The organism is Ruegeria sp. E8, assembly GCF_056533985.1.
On record NZ_JBQFOY010000003.1, the window covers coordinates 22,989 to 39,556 of the forward strand.

Consider the following 16,568-nt stretch of genomic DNA (forward strand, 5'->3'; position numbering starts at 1 on the left):
GTTAGGACATCAGCCGGTGTCGGACAGGTATTCATCTGCAAATGGCTGATCTGTCACAGGCCAAAACGGAAGTTTTCGTTTGCGCAGATCGACATTTCGAAAATCCGGCTGGGTTCCACCTGGGCTGGCCACTTGAAGGATGTGGTCCGAGATTTGGCTGAATGGACCATAGAAATGGAAAAGGGACTTCACCGCGACGGCTGACTTATCAGCCAGATTTACACCGATCTGTTCGAACGCTTCTGGGTGATAAACCTGCACCCGCAGATCGTTGACCAGCAAGTCGATCTCGCCCTCCATCCGCAGCCAAACAACACATCCCATAGGCTCCAGACCAGTACCCAAATGCTGACCCAGACCTGTAACGATATTCATGACCTTCGCGGTCAGGTCAATCGGATCACCCGAAACCGCCGCGGTCTTACCACCAAGCCGCAAGGTCAGTGTGCTGCCGACACCTGCATCCCGACAGATCCGGACAACACCCGGATCCCAGAACAAACCACTGGCAAAGTTGGTCATGCCGCGTTCCAGCATTACGACCAGCAGATGCGTGGCATCACCCGGGGCCCCACCGCCTGAATTGTCGCCCATATCCGCCAGAACACTTAGCCCATCCTGTGTTCCGACTTGATCCAAAGCATCAGACATCGGCAAATATGCCTTGGTCACCTTGTCGCGCAGGTCAAAAAACCTGCGACCAAGTTTCTCGGCCAACCGCATTGCCAGATGCGGGTCGTTATCCGTAATGACCAGCATACGCGCGCCAACGTCTTCGACATCACCCCAGGGAAACCCATGGCTGAGCGAAACCGAAAGGACCCCGTCTTGCGCCTCGGCCTCGGCCATCTCAGCCACGAAATCCTTCATAGCCCCTTCTTTGGTCAGGTAGAGGTTCACCATGCGGGTGTCAAAAAACGCCATTTGAGGCGTGATTTCGCCCTTATGAGCGCGGTAGGCCAGATCGAACAACTCAATCGCGCAGGCTGTGGCATCGTCATGTGGATATTCCCGGAAATGCACAATCAGATCGGCGGCCTTGAGCATCTTGTCCGTCAAGTGACTGTGCAGGTCCAGCGAAACGCCGATTGTCGCCTCAGGACAAGCGGCACGGGCGCGTGCAAGAATGTCGCCTTCGCAATCCTCGATATGCTCGGCCACCATTGCACCGTGCAATTGCAGAAGAATGATATCTGCGCCATCGCAAGCTGCTAGTTCAGACAGGATCTCGCCACTCAACGCATCATAGCAGCTGCGGATGGTCGGACCCGCAGGTTCGGCAATGGCTGTCAGACTTTCGATAACCTCCCACCCCAGGGCTTCGGCCCTTTCGCGCCAGACATGCAGCGCCTCGGTCATCAGGTTTGGCGGCTCCTGCGTGGCGGTACCGTGGCGGAGAAAATACTCCTCAAACCCCGACATCGCGGTCGGCATGGTGCAATAAGTGTTGGTTTCGGTCGACAAGGTGGCAATGAAGAGTTTCATAAAATCACTATCCCGGACAGGTCGGGGGATGACCCAGCAGGCCATCCCCTGATCATGAACAATGCTAACATCTTTCGGCTGATTTATTCAGCTTTCCACCAGCGTTCCATGAAACTGCTGCCATCCAGATCCAGGTTCGAGCCAAATTTTTCAGGCGTGCCGACACTTGGTCGTGTGGCAAAGACGTAAGAGGCGAACATCGGGATCGCGACGCCACCCTGGTTCGCAACAATATCCTGCATTTCACCATACATCTTACGGCGCTTATCGGTATCCAGCTCAGCCCGTGCCTCGACCAGAATCTTGTCGAACTTTTCATGCGACCAGAAGGATTCGTTCCAAGCGACCCCGGACTGGAACGCCATCGAGAACATAAGATCCTCGACCGGGCGACCGGCCCAATAGCTGGCGCACCATGGCTTTTTCTTCCAGACCTCGGACCAATAACCATCATTGGGTTCGCGCTTTACGGTGACGTTGATCCCACATTTCCCGGCCGAATTCGAAATCAGCGTGGCAGCATCCACGGCACCCGGGAAAGCGGCGTCGGAAGTGGACAGTTCTACATCTAGCGTGTCCAGCCCGGCCTGCTTCAGATAGAATTTCGCCTTGTCCGGGTCGAAGGTCTTTTGCTCCAACTCGGCATTGAAATACTTCTGGCCCGATCCGATCGGATGGTCGTTTCCGACCTGCCCGTAACCAAGCAAGATCTTGTCCACCAACTCCTGCCGATCGATACCCCATTTGATCGCCTGCCGGGTGTTGTTGTCGTCAAACGGCGCGGCATTGGTCAGCATCGGGAACGAGTAGTGCTGCGTACCGGCGACAGAGTGCAACGTCACATTCGGATCGCGGGAAATAAACCTGGCCGTCTTGGGGTCAACCTTATCCACGATATCGACCGTTCCGGCGGACAGAGCTGACATGCGCGCGGTGGTGTCCAAAATCACCAACAGTTTCCATTCGTCCACATGCGCCACATCCGGGTTCCAGTGGTTTGCGTGACGCACCAGATCGGCCGAGATACCCGGCTGAAAATCCTTCAGTTGATACGCACCGCACCCGATGCCGGATTGCCAGTCGATACTGTCACCCTCTGCCGGTAGGATGGCGAAACGATAGTCGCTCAGAATGGCAGGGAAATCTGCATTCCCGCCTTCCAGCTCGAAAACTATGGTTCGCGGCCCATCCGTGCGCAGTGCCTTGACCCCAGCCAGCAGCGGCGCCCCGGTCGAGGTCGACTTTTCACCACGGTGATAGTTGATTGACGCAATGACATCTTCGGCCGTCACGCTGCGGCCATTGTGAAACTCCACGCCGTCGCGCAATTCAAAAGTCCAGACAGATGCATCTGGCGAAGCCTCCCAGGACTGCGCGATGGACGGTTGCACATTGCTATCGGCGTCAATTGCCGTGAGGAAACCGTTCGTGCCAAGGCTCAGGGGGATCAGGAAGCCGGCCGCAATCTGACCCGGATCCAGATGCTCGGTCGACCCGCCATGGCCGATCCCGGCCACCATGCTTCCGCCCTTTTTGGGCGTGGCCGCAACAGCCCGATCAGCAAGTAACGTCGCCGCGCTCACCGTCATGCCCGTTGCCAACACACCGCGCATGAACTGGCGACGATCCACCTGACGCAATTGCAGTCGCTGTTCCATCTGACGCAGATACTGAAGCTTATCCATTGATTGACCTCCCTTGGGAATAGACCTGTTGCCTCAAGGATTGCCCGGCGGAATGGGGTTAACAATAACGCTACATTATGCTTTCTTTAGCGAGTTTAAGCTCAAAGATTGAGACCCGACCGATGCAAAACGACTTTGCCATCAACCTTCGCCACTTATGCGCGGATCACCCCTCGGTTGCTTCGGTGTGTCGGGATATCGGGATCAATCATCAGCAATTCGCCAAATACCTCAGTGGTCGCAGCGTTCCGTCGCCCAACAACCTTCGCCGCATCAGTCGGTTTTTCGGTATCGAGGAACACATTCTTCTGGGTGATCCGGAGAACCTGCGCCGCCATGCCACTCAACTCGCTAAAACCGAGGCTGACCGTAGGCGCGATCCTTTGACAGATGTGTTTCCCGGGGACTTGCAGAGACTGCGCCCATTTCTGGGGTCTTATCAAGTGTTCTTTCGGGCGCCCAACGATCCGACCAAGGCCATCGTCAATGTCGCGTTTTTGGATGAGCGAAACGGGATTGTTTACAGTCGGATTGTCGAAGCCCTCAGGGGTTGGAACTCTACTGCGCGGCGCTGGACCAGATGTGATGGGAAAGCGGCCTATCGCGCGGGGCAATTGTTTGTCTTCGATACTGAACGCGGGCCGGACGCACCGCTGAGTTTGTATATTCTAAACAAACCCCACCGCGACAAATCCAGGTTCTTGTTTGGGACGATGTCATACTTAGCCTCCCTGTCCGGCCGCGTCCCGGCGTCGTCGCCAGTTGTTTGGAAAAAAGCGGAAAATTATAGATCGGTTCGTGAATTGTTTTCACGATGTGGAATTGTCGATCTGAACAGTTCAAAGATCGACATCAGAACGCGCCGACATCTGAATTCGGAAACTGAACAAGGACAGTAGCTTGAGAGACACTACGAACAGGGTACTGCGAATTCCAGTTTCATTCCGTTTATGCTAATATTGCGATATGTTTTCAATTACTTGGAAACCAGTGCGGGTTAACCCGGCGAATGGCCTTCCAAGTCGATATGGGGAGAGGCTTCAATGAAAAACCTGTTTGGTGGAATGACTGCCGTAGTACTTTTGACTGGCTCTGCAGTTTTTTCGCAGGACATTCGACCTCCTGAGGGGCCGAATACAACTGTTGCCGAGTCGTATTCACCTTTTTCGGGTCAAACCTTCCCCCAAAACGTTTACTTTGGCGATACTCACCTCCACTCGTCTTGGTCCACCGATGCTGGAATGGCTGGCGCCACGCTGGGGCCAGACACCGCCTACCGGTTTTCCCGCGGAGAGCAGGTCGTCAGCCATCTTGGATACCCGGTCAAATTGCGTCGTCCGCTGGATTTCATCGTTCTCGCCGATCATGCGGAAAACTTTGGCCTTGCAGAGTTTATCCGGCAGGATTCGCCAATTGTTCAGGAAACCGAAAAGGGTCGCGAATGGTACCAGTTGGTCAAGTCAGGAAACGGTTACGATGCCTTCATCGACTGGATCCGCCTTGCCGCGCAAAACGTTGATGGAATTGGCAGCATAAAAATGCAGCGACTTGCATGGGATACAGCGACATCCAATGCCGACCACTACAATGATCCCGGTGTTTTCACAGCGTTCATTGGTTTCGAATGGACGTCCCAACCGCAGGGCAACAACCTGCACAGGGTCGTGATCTTTCGGGACGACAAAACACGCGCAATGAATGTGTTGCCGATGTCGACTTTTGACAGCGATGACCCGGAAAAACTCTGGGAATACATGCAAGCCTATGAGGATGCCACCGGAGGCTCGATGCTTGCGATCCCTCATAATGGCAACCTGTCCAACGGCTTTATGTTCGACGATGTGACACTGTCAGGCGCGCCGCTGGATGAAAACTATGCCAAACGCCGGATGCGTTGGGAACCGCTTTATGAGATGACACAAGCCAAAGGCACGGGTGAGGCACATCCCATGTTGTCACCGGAAGATGAATTCGCGGGCCAGGAACTTTTGGACAAAGGAAACATTACCGGCTCGGCAGCAAAGACACCTGACATGCTGCCGCGTGAATACGCACGTCCCGCGTTGATCCGGGGTCTTTCCTATGAAGCCCGGTTAGGGGCCAATCCGTTCAAGTTTGGCATGATCGGTGCCACGGACAATCATACGGCCCTGCCGACCAGTCGCGAGGACAATTGGTTTGGCAAGGCGCATATCGTCGAACCTGCAGCAAACCGGTTTGAAGATGTTCTGATCCAGGGAGAAGACCCGGCGCTCAATATCAATGCCTCAGAACTTTCGGCGGCAGGGCTCGCTGGCGTATGGGCCAAAGAAAACACGCGCGAAGCTCTGTTCGACGCGATGAGTCGTAAGGAAGTGTTCGGGACAACCGGATCGCGTATTCGTGTCCGCGTCTTCGGTGGCTGGGACTTCACGGAAGAAGAGGCGCTTTTGCCGGACTTCGCCGCTCAGGGGTATGCGCGCGGGGTGCCGATGGGCGGTGACCTGCGACCACAACCCGAAGGATCCAAAGCGCCATCATTCCTGATCCGAGCGCTTCGCGATCCCGATGGGGCCAATCTGGACCGGGTTCAGATCGTGAAGGGTTGGGTAGACAACGAAGGTCAACCCAAGGAAAAAATTTGGGATGTTGTATGCGCAGACGGACGCGCGATTGTTGAAAACCAATGTGACGGTGATGTTGGCAACACAGTTAACGTTGCCGAAGCCACCTATTCCAACACGATAGGAGACGCCGCTTTGGGCGGTTACTGGGTTGATCCGGAATTCGCGCCTTCTGAACGCGCCATGTACTACGTACGCGTTCTTGAGATACCGAAACCCCGGTGGACAGCGTACGACGCCAAGTTCTTCGGCGTTGATATGCCAGAAGGTACCGAGATGCAGGTCGTCGATCGCGCATATACCTCACCTATTTGGTACACTCCGGTTGAGTGATTTGCTGGCTCTGATTGTAACCGTCAGAATCCGCTTATGCGCTCGATGAGCCAATACATTGATATAGAACCGATGCCATAAGCGGTCAGCACGGTCGGGCTTCGACCTGTCGGAAGGGAAATCCTGCGCCAGATTGCCAAAACAAGCGCCAACGCGGCGATGAAACTCAACTGCCCGGCTTCGACGCCGAGGTTGAAGGCAAGCAAGGCAGCTGGAATATCGTTTGAAGGCAGTCCAATATCGGACAAAGCCCCCGCAAAACCAAGACCGTGCAAAAGCCCAAACCCGAAACAAACGATCCAGGGCTTCTGTTTTGAGAGCCGAAACTGGCCCTCGCCGCCTTTGACAATCTCCATCGCCAGGAAAACAATAGACAGAGCAATAACGGCCTCAACCGGTGGGCCGGGAACGTTCAGAACACCAAAGGTCGCCAGTCCCAGGGTTATCGAATGCGCGAGTGTGAATGCCGTTACAGCCCCTACTAACCTCCACGGATCGCGGACCAGAATAAAAAGTGCAAAGACAAAAAGCAGGTGATCCCAGCCTTCCAGTATGTGCTCAAATCCCAGCTGGAAATAAGCGGCAAAAACGGACCATGTTGACGGTTCTGAGGGTATGGTTTGAATGGTCTCGTCCGGAGTAAATCGCAGCGTCGCGGGCTCAGCGCCTAGTGGGTGCAAGCGTACCAATACATCGTTCCTTTGGGTCTCCAACCCCACGATGGCAACAGATTGACCTGCGATATCCTCGGGGCACTCAACGACCCAGGACGAAACCCACGCTCGACCGTCGGAAACTGGATCAGGGCCGTGCGCCGGAACGCAGCTATCTGGCAATACCGCATCAATCGCCATCGGTTGACCATTCACATCTGGTTTTCGCCAGTGAACGCTCCATGTATTGGGCGCGATTTGATGAAGTTCCAAGTATCCCGGATCAAGCGCATGTGCTGTGGCGGTGCTTGCGGGCCACGCAAACAACAGCGCAAACAATAGACAGATCAAAGCTCTCATTTGGAATAGCCCGAGAGATCGGGTGCCACAATATCGTAGCCTTCAGCGAGCGTTTCATATTGCGCCTGCGACAGGTCTTCGCTCATGACACGCCGCCAATCCCGCAGCACGGCATCGCGAATTTCAGCCAGAGGCGGTGTTTGACTGGGCTCAACTGCGTTCACGCGAACAAGATGGACCCCGTATCCCGACTGGACCGGCCCGTCCCACCGACCTGTCTCGATCTTGGCGAGACCCTTGGAAAACCCGGCACCAAAGACCGAGTCGATTACTCTGGTCGCGGTCAAGGGCATTGAGGCGGGCAGCAGACTCGAGACCGCCACATCCGAGAGGTCTTGCTTTTCATTCAGGGCGGTCAGTGCCCTTTCAATTCCCGCCTCACTTGGCTTTTCACCGAGAAAAACCTGAGTGAAAGCCAGTTTGTCAGGCGTTGCGTAGCGGTCAGGGTTTTGCTGAAGAAACGCCTCCAAGTCTTCGTCTTCTGGGACAACGGATGTTGCGATGGCTTCAGTCAGAAAATCCATCTTTTGACTCAGCCGAGACCGGATCACACTATCCCCACGATCAAGGCCAAGCTTTCTGGCCTCTCTGACCAAGACCTCTTCACGAATAGACGCATCGATCAAAGCTTGAAGCTCATCATCACTTGGCTGACGTTTCCACCTTGCTTCAAACTGAGTAGACAATAGCGCCACATCATCTTCGTCGATTACGATCGTCTCGAGGTTTTCGGTTACCTCGTTTTCTGGCGCAACTATATGAAAACAAATGAAAATAGCTGCTCCAATCAAGAAAAAGTGGAACAGAGGTTCTTTCAGTAATCGCATGAAATCTCCTGCGTAAAACGCTCTTTGGTTCTACGTATAGATGCTGGCATCATCGGATAAGGTTACGCAAGAAAAGGGCGCACGTGCGCTGCGGAAGTTTGGTGCAGCTACCGAGGTAGCAGTCACTACCTCAGCCTTCAGTTTCTTGCAAAGTGCGGGTCACTCGGCTGGTGTGTACCAAATCGGCGACGAATACGCGCGTTCCTGATGTGTGAGCACCGCATCCTCGGGCAAGTCGATGCCATATCTCAACTTGTCGTATAGAATCCAACGCGGTGTCGGTATTTCGAGGGCGCGGACGTAATAGAATGCACGCGCATTCGGGTCGAAATCAGGATCAGTCCAAAAGGTCACAAGTTCAGCGGTTCCGATTGTGTTGGTCCAGCTGGCGGTGTCCACGTCCACAGTGTTTCCAACCGCGGGGATTTTGCCGTTTTGATCAGCCTCACGATTGTCCGACCACGCGACGTCATAGACCTTTTCCTGCAGGGCGCCTTCGGAATCCAGCCAGCCTTTGATCACTTGCACACGATCCAGATTGGCCCCAACCGGGTCGCGCAACGCGGCGATCAGGAACGACGGCGCACCATCACCCTCGCGAGGACGCAGGTCTGACCCCATTGGAACACCTTTGGTATAGCCAACATTGGCCAGGAACCGGGTTTCAACATCCGTGTCAGTGAAATCCCACCCGCCAAAGAACCGCAGGCCGATCCGAGGTCCGGTTGTCGCGTAAGTTTCACGCCGTTTGAACGCATCGAAGATAGCGGAACGCGTGTTCTCTGTCGCCCAAACGGCCGTGTATCCCGACGCCACAAGAAGGTCGCCGGGAATTTCGCCAAGATCATTGGCGATGAACGGATGCTTGATCCGCGACGCAGAAGGTTCAACACTGACAGACTTTCCAAAGAAGTTGTCTTCCTCGGCAGTGGCCAAAGACGTATGGCTATCTGTCGCGCCGCCCATGCCAAATTTGTAAGGGTTCACGCCAAACTTTTCTTCAAGCATCAAACCACGCTTCAACGCCTCGCGCGCGTATTCACCAGCGAGCATGTCATCCGTCTTCAACTCGGTGATATCGAGGTTGCCGACGTCCCAGTTTTCATAGTCAGCAAATTCATCATCCGGGCTGAGGAATGGGTGTGCTTCGCCATCGCCTTTGATCTGCGTGACCTCATAGTGCGGCTCCCATTTCGCGCGGGCCGCCACATATTCCTCGTCGACCTTGCCGCCATGATACGTGTCTTCGGTCGGGAACATCCACCCGTTCGAGAGGTTGCCGTTATGGGCAAAAGCAACGGCGCGCCCCCCTGTTTTCTCCTGATACTCTTCCAGCCAAGCATAGAGCGATTTCGGGTCTGTATCGCCATAGGGAGGTTGCGTGACCGGTGGCACCATCTGCAAGGCGCGGATAGGCCCATCGCGCAGCATGACGTTCCGGTGCAAGTTGAAACCCTTTGGTACCGAGGTCCATTCGAAGCCGATAAAAGCCGTAAAATTGCCGGGGTCGTTGTGCCGCTCGGCTGCCAGAACGATGTGTTCCCAGGTAAAGGCAAAAGCATCGGCCCCGGGGCTGTAGGACTCGAGAAGAACCTCTGGCAAAGTCATTTGCGAGAAGTTCGTAATGATATCGAAGGCGGTCTTCCCGGCCTCTTCACCGCCCGCCTTGTAACCTTCGTACCATTCCAATCCCTTTGGATCAGCAAGAACGCCCGGTTTGCCCGCCTGAAGGTCCGGGGCAAACCCCATCAAGTCTGTGTGATCCGTGAGAACCATCCAATCGAGAGGCCGCGCTAGCCTTACAGCTTGACCCGTGGAAGAAATTACCTGCTCACCCTTAGCGAAGCGCCAGGCTTCATCGGGCAGCAAGGTATTCCCAAAAGCACCCGCGTCCAGCGAAAGCCCCGTGTGAAGGTGCGTGTCCCCCCAAAGCGGACGTTCAGGGAAAGAGCGCTGGGCATAAGGCGAATATGGTTGGTCTGAGAACAAACCTTCAGCTGCTTGTTCGCTGGGCACGGCATCAGAAAGTACACTTGCTGGTGCCAACACCATTGAGAACAAACAGACGGAAAACCGAAGCATAGTGACCTCCCAAATCAACTAAACGCTACAAAATCGCCGGGCCTTTTCGTGCCCGTAAATATTCGATTTTGTTTATATCACATCGTGTCGATTTCGGTGAGAAATTTTCTTAGCTTATAATTTCGCAGTGCTTGTAAGTGAGGGGAGATGTTCACAATCACAGCTCTTCACTTGCAGACGTCGGCAGCGTTTTTCCGGGCTCGCGAGAAGCATTAAATCTTCGCGCGGTTTAAGCGGCAAACCCGGACGAGCGAAACATGTTCTGCCAACTTAGGTTAATCAGTCGGGCGCAACTTCAGCGCCCAGAACCAAGTTGAGAATAAACTGTGTCGCAGGGTCCGTTTCCTCGACGGCGACCAAAGCTTCAAACTGCTGGTGCAGTACTGTTTCGCCCCAATCTCGCGTTGCAATAGCGACCTGAAGGGCTAGCTTAGGGTGCTTTTCCAACGCTTCCGCGAAAATTTGGACGATCTCAGGTCTGAACTCTGATTGCAACGACCCAGCCTCGGCCAAAGCCCGGATCAGTGGTTCCCTATCTTCTTCTGTCCTTAATGGATCTCGCAGTGCGAGACCAATTTCTCTGATCGCCAATGCCCTTTCTGCTTCTATACCGGCAAGAGCCCACTCAAATGAGTTGAGCCCCCCGACTTTCAAGGCTTTGAGATAGCGCGCGCGCACAATCGAACGCGCTTGTGGATCAGTTTGCAACCCGAGCAACCGAATTGCAGCAGACCTGTATGCGAAGCGGTTCAAGTCATTCAATTCCCGCATAATTTCGCTAGTTGAAAACCTGCCACCTATTGGGCGAACGAGCGCATAAGGTGACCGGTCAATTTCTACCAAGGCCATATTGTGCAGCACGTGATCAGGGTGCCACAAATACTCAGCGAAAAACAAAACCCGCTCCGGGCTATTTGTTTCTCCGAAGGACCAAAGCCGACCGGAGGATCGCAGTTTCTCGAGAAACTCGCTTCTCTCGGGGTTCATTGTGAACAAGCGCCTCCATCCCTTCGAAAAACTACGCCCAGCGCCATCCTTGTAGATTGGCCCATAGGTCAGCAGAACGGTACGCGTCGGATCAGAGCGAAATGCCCTTCGTGTAAGGCTATCAATCAGAAATGGAATTTCCGGTAGGGCTTTGAGCTTTTTAGTACTCCCTTTAAGGACTGTTTGCGCCGCAAATCTAAAAGGGTTTTCGGGTGCGGGCCCTGCTAGGACGATAACCTCTGCGGATAGTATGTGATCAGCAGGGGACGCCTCTGGCAGCTCAATACAAACCGCGCAGGCATACAAAGCACGAGGCGCAAGCAGCCCGAGGATGCATGTTAATACGGCAAGAAGCTTTCGCATGGCCGGGAATTTCACCCCGTTTCGCAAGTGGAAATCGTCATTGATAATAGAATATCAGAATATCTTTTGGTACGAAATGTCGTCGGTTTCCCTTTACTTTACAACGTTCAGTGTTTTTGAGGTGGCTTAACGGCTGTCAATAGAATCTGACAGCATCTTGAACCGGTGCAAATCGAAGGGGAAAATCGCTTAACGACCGGGACCACGGAGTTCTGCCTGACTAATTTCATAGAGGGAGTTCAGATCTACCAGAATTGGGTTTGGATCGGCGGAAAACGACGCGGCGTAAAGTACAAGATAGAGATCAAGCGCCGAAATCCCCCAACGGCAACCTTAGCAATCACCAAGCCCGAGCGGAATTCGATCCAAACCGTTCTATGATCGGTTTCCGCTCATACTTACAGGAGTTAGGGCGGTTGTTTCGCAATTCCTTCGTCAGCTTTGAAGCATCCTTGCAACCCGACACAGTAATCCAACGAGAGCCATGTCTAAGCCGGAAAGAATGAGCAATTCGCCGTGAGCGGCCTTTAACACCTTGAACAGTCATATGCGGGGATTCAATCCGGTGCATCACCAGCTTTTGGGTCTTTGTATCTATTCAGATCCAAGATTCCGGCCTGAACCGGATCCTGACTGAAAAATGCCTCCGCAATGCGATCACTCAACGGCCAGAACTCGGTACTTGTCCGTCGTACACCATACCGGTTCACGAATTCCATGTAATCGGCTTGTGTTCGCAACGACGTCAGATCTTTAGTAAAGGAGCTCAAGTTTTCCTGCTGCACTTTGAAAAAGAAGTTTGGATAGCTTCCGATCAATCCAGGAAGGATCGTCAATACGTCTGCTTCTGGCTCTCGGCGCGCCTGCTCGTCAAACAAGAAGGCGATATTGTAGTGGGCCTTGTCGTGCACAAGCGTGAAAAGCTCTGTCGATCCATTGTCTGGTTCCACCGCCAGAATCGAAAGATCGGGTAGGAACTTCACCCAGTCGCCGGTTTTGCCTGCAAGATCACGAAGTTTCGAGGTAACACTCTTGTCGTCGATTTGCGAACACGTGGTGTCAGGGCATCTGTTTATTGGGTCTTCCAGCGGCCACAGTCCTTCACCGCGGCTCAGCAATGTCGTAAGGAACTCTTCTTTGGGCTTGGTCGACGCAAAAGTAATTCCCGTCGGAAAACTGTCATCAACACGACGCTCATGCCAATATGTATGCAACTCAGCCAGCACACCTCTATACCATTCGTCATGCAACTGCGGTCGCAGGCTTCCTGGCATGACGTTTAGAAAATTGTCCTCGCTCTCCATACGCAGCTCATCCATATACAAACGCGTAGCGAGCTGATGCTCGACCCGTCCGAAAACGTCATATCCGGCCACCAGATTGTAGTAGATACGCTCGAAAACCGGATAGTCGATGACCCAGGCCGTTTCAGGAATATCACCGTGAAACCCGGTCATGGCCGATGCGTTGTCAAAATGACGAAACACCGTGATCAGCGCGTTTGGATTTGTGCCGTTGCCATCCCAAATCGCGTTGTACCCGAACCCTGTCTGATGCAGCGCGCTGCTTTGATATCTGGTGTCGCGAAACTCAAGATACTTAACTTGGTTTCTGTGCGAGAAACCATGCAGGTCAGCCAATCCACCCCCATCGGCACGCGAGACCGGCAGCTCAAGATACTCTGCACCATCCCTTAGGAAACTAGGATCTGTGACCGACAGATCCGACGCTGGGTCGAGGAAACTGACCCAGAACCGGTCTTCGATTACGTCGACGGCTGTTTCCCCATGGCATACAGGGCCGCGAATAAAGCTGCGCACAAAGAACAGAGCATCGTCCAAAAGAAACTGATAGCGGGCACGGGCTGGCAATTCAGTAAACGTACTGAACGGATTCCCACCTTCTGCGTCACCGTAAGCCGGCAACTCTGACACGGTCCAGTCCGGGGCAAGGAACAATTCCTCGTAACGCGCCATACGCTCTGGCCCCAGTTCATATACCAAGTGCTCTTTTTGAACGATGGCCTCACTGACAGGCTCCAGACGATAATAGAATGGCCTTTGGCCCGGATCGTCGAAAGGGCGGCGTGTGGCTATTGTTTCGATAGGTTCACCGGGGGGTGAAACGGATCTTACGATCTGAAAAAACCGGCGGGGGTTATCTTGCTGAAAATGCAGACGCGCCAGAAACAAGTGCTCATAAATATATCTGCTCATTAACTGAATGCGCGGGTCATCTGCGTTCAGAAAGTGCTCCCACATCGCGATCTGTTCTTTGATCTCTTCTGGAATCTCAGGTGACAAAGACGGAACAGCGGCTCCGCCACGGGCCCAATCTACAAGAGTCTTGAACTCATCGGGTTCAAGCGGAGCTGTTCCATATGGCATTCCAGAAAGAGGCTGGCTTTTGCTGAAGGACGCAAATTCTTCCGTTGAAGGACAGATCAATGGACGATCAAGTGCGAGGCCAAGTTCAGCGGGAAGCGGTTTGCCTTGGGGTAAAGGATTCTGATGCCGAAGGTTGAGATAGCTTTCAATCAAACCTGGCGAAAGCGCTTGCTCACCCATGGCAGAGGTAACAGAGAAAAAACCCAAAGCTCGCCATTCCGGAAGCGTTTGGGCGTCGATACCAAGCCGGGTCGGTTGTGCGTCATGCAACCGTTCAGTGTGATAAACTGCCTGTTTGCTGGCCCCGCGCAAGATGCCGCTGGGCGACGTCAGTTTCAACTGGCACGGCGCGTCATAGCAGCTATGACATACGACACAACGCCTGTTCAGGACCGATTGAACGTCGTTCCAGTTTTTCTCAGGAACAGCTTCTTGTGCGCCTGGTTGCTGCTCAACAGCAACGTCAGCCGTCTCCGCCGACACTTCGGTTTGTAGAAGACACAACAAGAATACGGGTGTGATACCTGCCTTCAAGGCCCAGGCTGCAATCAATCTGGCTTTCAGCATTCGTATCCTCCAACCGTTTAGAGTTTGAAAAAAACAAGTGTACTATTGCGGCGTTACGACGTGCAGCATACTTAATTCTGTTGACTTGGCATGGGTTAGCGACCCGAAACTAACCTGAAAAAATGTTTATCCGTGGTGTTTTAGCATATCGCGCCTTCCACCTATCCGCCACATCCCGTCGTCTTGCCAAAGCGGATGCACCCAATCTCCGGGCCGATTGCACAGTGGAACTTGCAGCGTGACAGTCGCTCGGCCAACCTAAGTCAACTTGGCGAGACCACAATTCCAGCCAAGTAGACCTCTTGCCTATCGGTTTCCCGTGATCCTGACGTAAACAGCAGTCACCGCGAGAATGATCAGGCCGAACAAGGCGGTTCTGGCGCCTTCGGGCATCTGCAACAACGTCAGCATGGTATCGAGAACCCTGATAATCAGAGCCCCAACGATGGCGCCCGCAAAGCTTCCGCGCCCACCGAAAATCGACGTTCCGCCGATGACCGCAGCAGCCACGGATGGCAGCAACAGTGGGTTGGCCAGGCTTAGCGAGGTTTGCCGGATCATCCCGAGATAGAGCAGCCCGGCCACAGCCGCAATCAACCCCGACAGCGCGTACAACGCAATATACACTTGCCAAGATTTAACACCTGACAGTTTGGCGGCGTTTTCGTTCGACCCTAGCGCAAACAACAGACGACCGAACCCGGTGAACCGCATCAGCCAGAAGATAAACAGGGCGAATGGCACAAACAGAAAAAGACCATTGGGCATCGACAATGTGCGCCCGGTACCCAGCCATGACAGAAAGGCAGGGATCTCGGAACCGGCGCTGATCACCATCCGTTGATACACCTGTAGACACCCAGTGGCGATAAGACCCGTGCCCAGCGTCATGATCAACGGGTGGACGCGCACCAGCCCAACCCCAAGACCATTGACAATGCCGACAATCACCCCGGAGGTCAGAGCGATCAGAACGGCCGGCGTCACACCCCAAAGCGAACTCAGGGTTGCACATACAAAGGCCGCAACCGTCGCGACGACACCAGCCGACAGATCGATCCCGGCGGTCAGCATCGTCAGCACCTGACAGGCGGCCAGCATCGCCAGCGGAATTGCAAACTTGATCAGGTTTCCAACCCAGAACGTCGATATGATCCCATCCCGCCCAGCGCGGAACGGCGTGACAATTCCCGGTCTCATGACTTCCAGAACCGCAATCAACAGTATCAGAAAGGCCAAAAGCGGGATCACGGGATTGTCCCGCAAATAGCGACCGAAACGGACAAAGGGGGGATCGTTCGCGGCCATACTCATCGTCTTGCCCCCCGCAGAGTTGCCGCGGTACCGAGCAGAACAACACCGACCATGATCGTACCTTCAATGATTGTCGTAACATTCGGATCGATCGCAAGAAGCGTCAGGATCGTACGAACGATCCTGAGAACGAATACGGCGATGATCGGCCCCAAAAGGCCGCCTCTGCCTCCGCCCAGTACAACGCCACCCAGAACCACGGCGGCCACCGAAGCCATCAGGTAGGGGCCCGGAACCGGTTCCCCAATCCCGGTCAGGGCCGCTAGGCTCAGCCCGCCAAAGGCACAAAACACTCCGCAAATTCCATATGCCGCGACTTTCACACGCCCGACTGCGACCCCTGAACGAAAGGCCGCGCGTTCGTCAGACCCCGTCGCGTAGATAGAGATACCCAGTTTGGACCGCCGGATGGGCAGCCAAATCAGTGCAATACAGCCGATCAGGATCGCCAACGCACTGGGAACGCCGGGCGCAATACTGCCGCGAATGCTTTGTTGCACCCAATCGGTTGTGACCCCGCCCGGAGTTTCGAGGATCAGCAGGGCAACGCCCTCCCACACAAACAGCATCGCCAGAGTCACAACAATGTCGGGAACGCGCGTCAGGACAATGAGGCCGCCATTGATCAGCCCCATGACCAATCCCAGAACCAACACAATCAGAATGGCGGGTAAGCCGGACATCTTTTCCATTAACACAGCCGCCGAAACCGCACACACTGCCATCATCGACGCGACAGAAAGGTCGATACCGCCGACGATAACCACCACCGCCATTCCCGCGGTCGCAAAGGCAAAGGGCAACGCGGCGCGGGCTATGCTCTCAAACCCTGATGCGCCGAACGAGGGCTGGATGGCCTTCGTGATCATCAGCAGAACCAAAAGCAACGCAACGAGCCCAACGAGCCAGGAGTGTCTGCGAA

Annotated in this window: 11 protein-coding genes; 1 reads left to right on the top strand and 10 read right to left on the bottom strand. The window is 54.3% G+C overall.

The genetic code is table 11. From position 1 onward, the window contains the following. Positions 1-9: 9 nt before the first annotated feature. The 3 genes from ACR0LF_RS05425 to ACR0LF_RS05435 form a co-directional block, all read right to left on the bottom strand. Positions 10-1,485, bottom strand: a complete 1,476-nt coding sequence (locus ACR0LF_RS05425) for a M81 family metallopeptidase (RefSeq protein WP_480579995.1) — start codon at positions 1,483-1,485, stop codon at positions 10-12. 83 nt (positions 1,486-1,568) lie between these two features. Next, entirely contained in the window at positions 1,569-3,170 is a 1,602-nt protein-coding gene (locus tag ACR0LF_RS05430) for an ABC transporter substrate-binding protein (protein WP_480579999.1), read from the bottom strand. A gap of 155 nt (positions 3,171-3,325) precedes the next feature. Then, positions 3,326-3,508, bottom strand: coding sequence for a hypothetical protein (locus tag ACR0LF_RS05435; RefSeq protein ID WP_480580002.1), 183 nt, complete (start codon positions 3,506-3,508; stop codon positions 3,326-3,328). Between the two features lie 726 nt (positions 3,509-4,234). On the opposite strand from ACR0LF_RS05435, the gene ACR0LF_RS05440 reads away from it, so the two are divergent. Beyond that, positions 4,235-6,106, top strand: coding sequence for a DUF3604 domain-containing protein (locus ACR0LF_RS05440; protein WP_480580370.1), 1,872 nt, complete (start codon positions 4,235-4,237; stop codon positions 6,104-6,106). Between the two features lie 23 nt (positions 6,107-6,129). Here the strand turns inward: ACR0LF_RS05440 and ACR0LF_RS05445 are convergent, their stop codons facing one another. The 7 genes from ACR0LF_RS05445 to ACR0LF_RS05475 form a co-directional block, all read right to left on the bottom strand. Beyond that, entirely contained in the window at positions 6,130-7,119 is a 990-nt protein-coding gene (locus ACR0LF_RS05445; protein ID WP_480856094.1) for a HupE/UreJ family protein, read from the bottom strand. After that, positions 7,116-7,946 (bottom strand): peptidyl-prolyl cis-trans isomerase, encoded by an 831-nt coding sequence (locus tag ACR0LF_RS05450; protein WP_480580011.1) that lies wholly within the window; start codon positions 7,944-7,946, stop codon positions 7,116-7,118. The genes ACR0LF_RS05445 and ACR0LF_RS05450 overlap by 4 nt, the downstream gene beginning before the upstream one ends. Positions 7,947-8,105: 159 nt before the next feature. Then, positions 8,106-10,028, bottom strand: a complete 1,923-nt coding sequence (locus tag ACR0LF_RS05455) for a DUF3604 domain-containing protein (protein WP_480580014.1) — start codon at positions 10,026-10,028, stop codon at positions 8,106-8,108. A 279-nt stretch (positions 10,029-10,307) separates the two neighbouring features. Next, the gene (locus tag ACR0LF_RS05460) at positions 10,308-11,378 is read right to left on the bottom strand and encodes a hypothetical protein (protein WP_480580017.1); all 1,071 of its coding nucleotides are present in this window, start codon (positions 11,376-11,378) and stop codon (positions 10,308-10,310) included. Between the two features lie 557 nt (positions 11,379-11,935). Beyond that, positions 11,936-14,332, bottom strand: a complete 2,397-nt coding sequence (locus ACR0LF_RS05465) for a fatty acid cis/trans isomerase (RefSeq protein ID WP_480580020.1) — start codon at positions 14,330-14,332, stop codon at positions 11,936-11,938. 306 nt (positions 14,333-14,638) lie between these two features. After that, positions 14,639-15,640, bottom strand: a complete 1,002-nt coding sequence (locus ACR0LF_RS05470; RefSeq protein WP_480856097.1) for an ABC transporter permease — start codon at positions 15,638-15,640, stop codon at positions 14,639-14,641. A 2-nt stretch (positions 15,641-15,642) separates the two neighbouring features. After that, positions 15,643-16,515: an ABC transporter permease gene (locus ACR0LF_RS05475; protein WP_480580025.1), complete on the bottom strand. Its 873-nt coding sequence runs from the start codon at positions 16,513-16,515 to the stop codon at positions 15,643-15,645. Positions 16,516-16,568 lie beyond the last annotated feature (53 nt).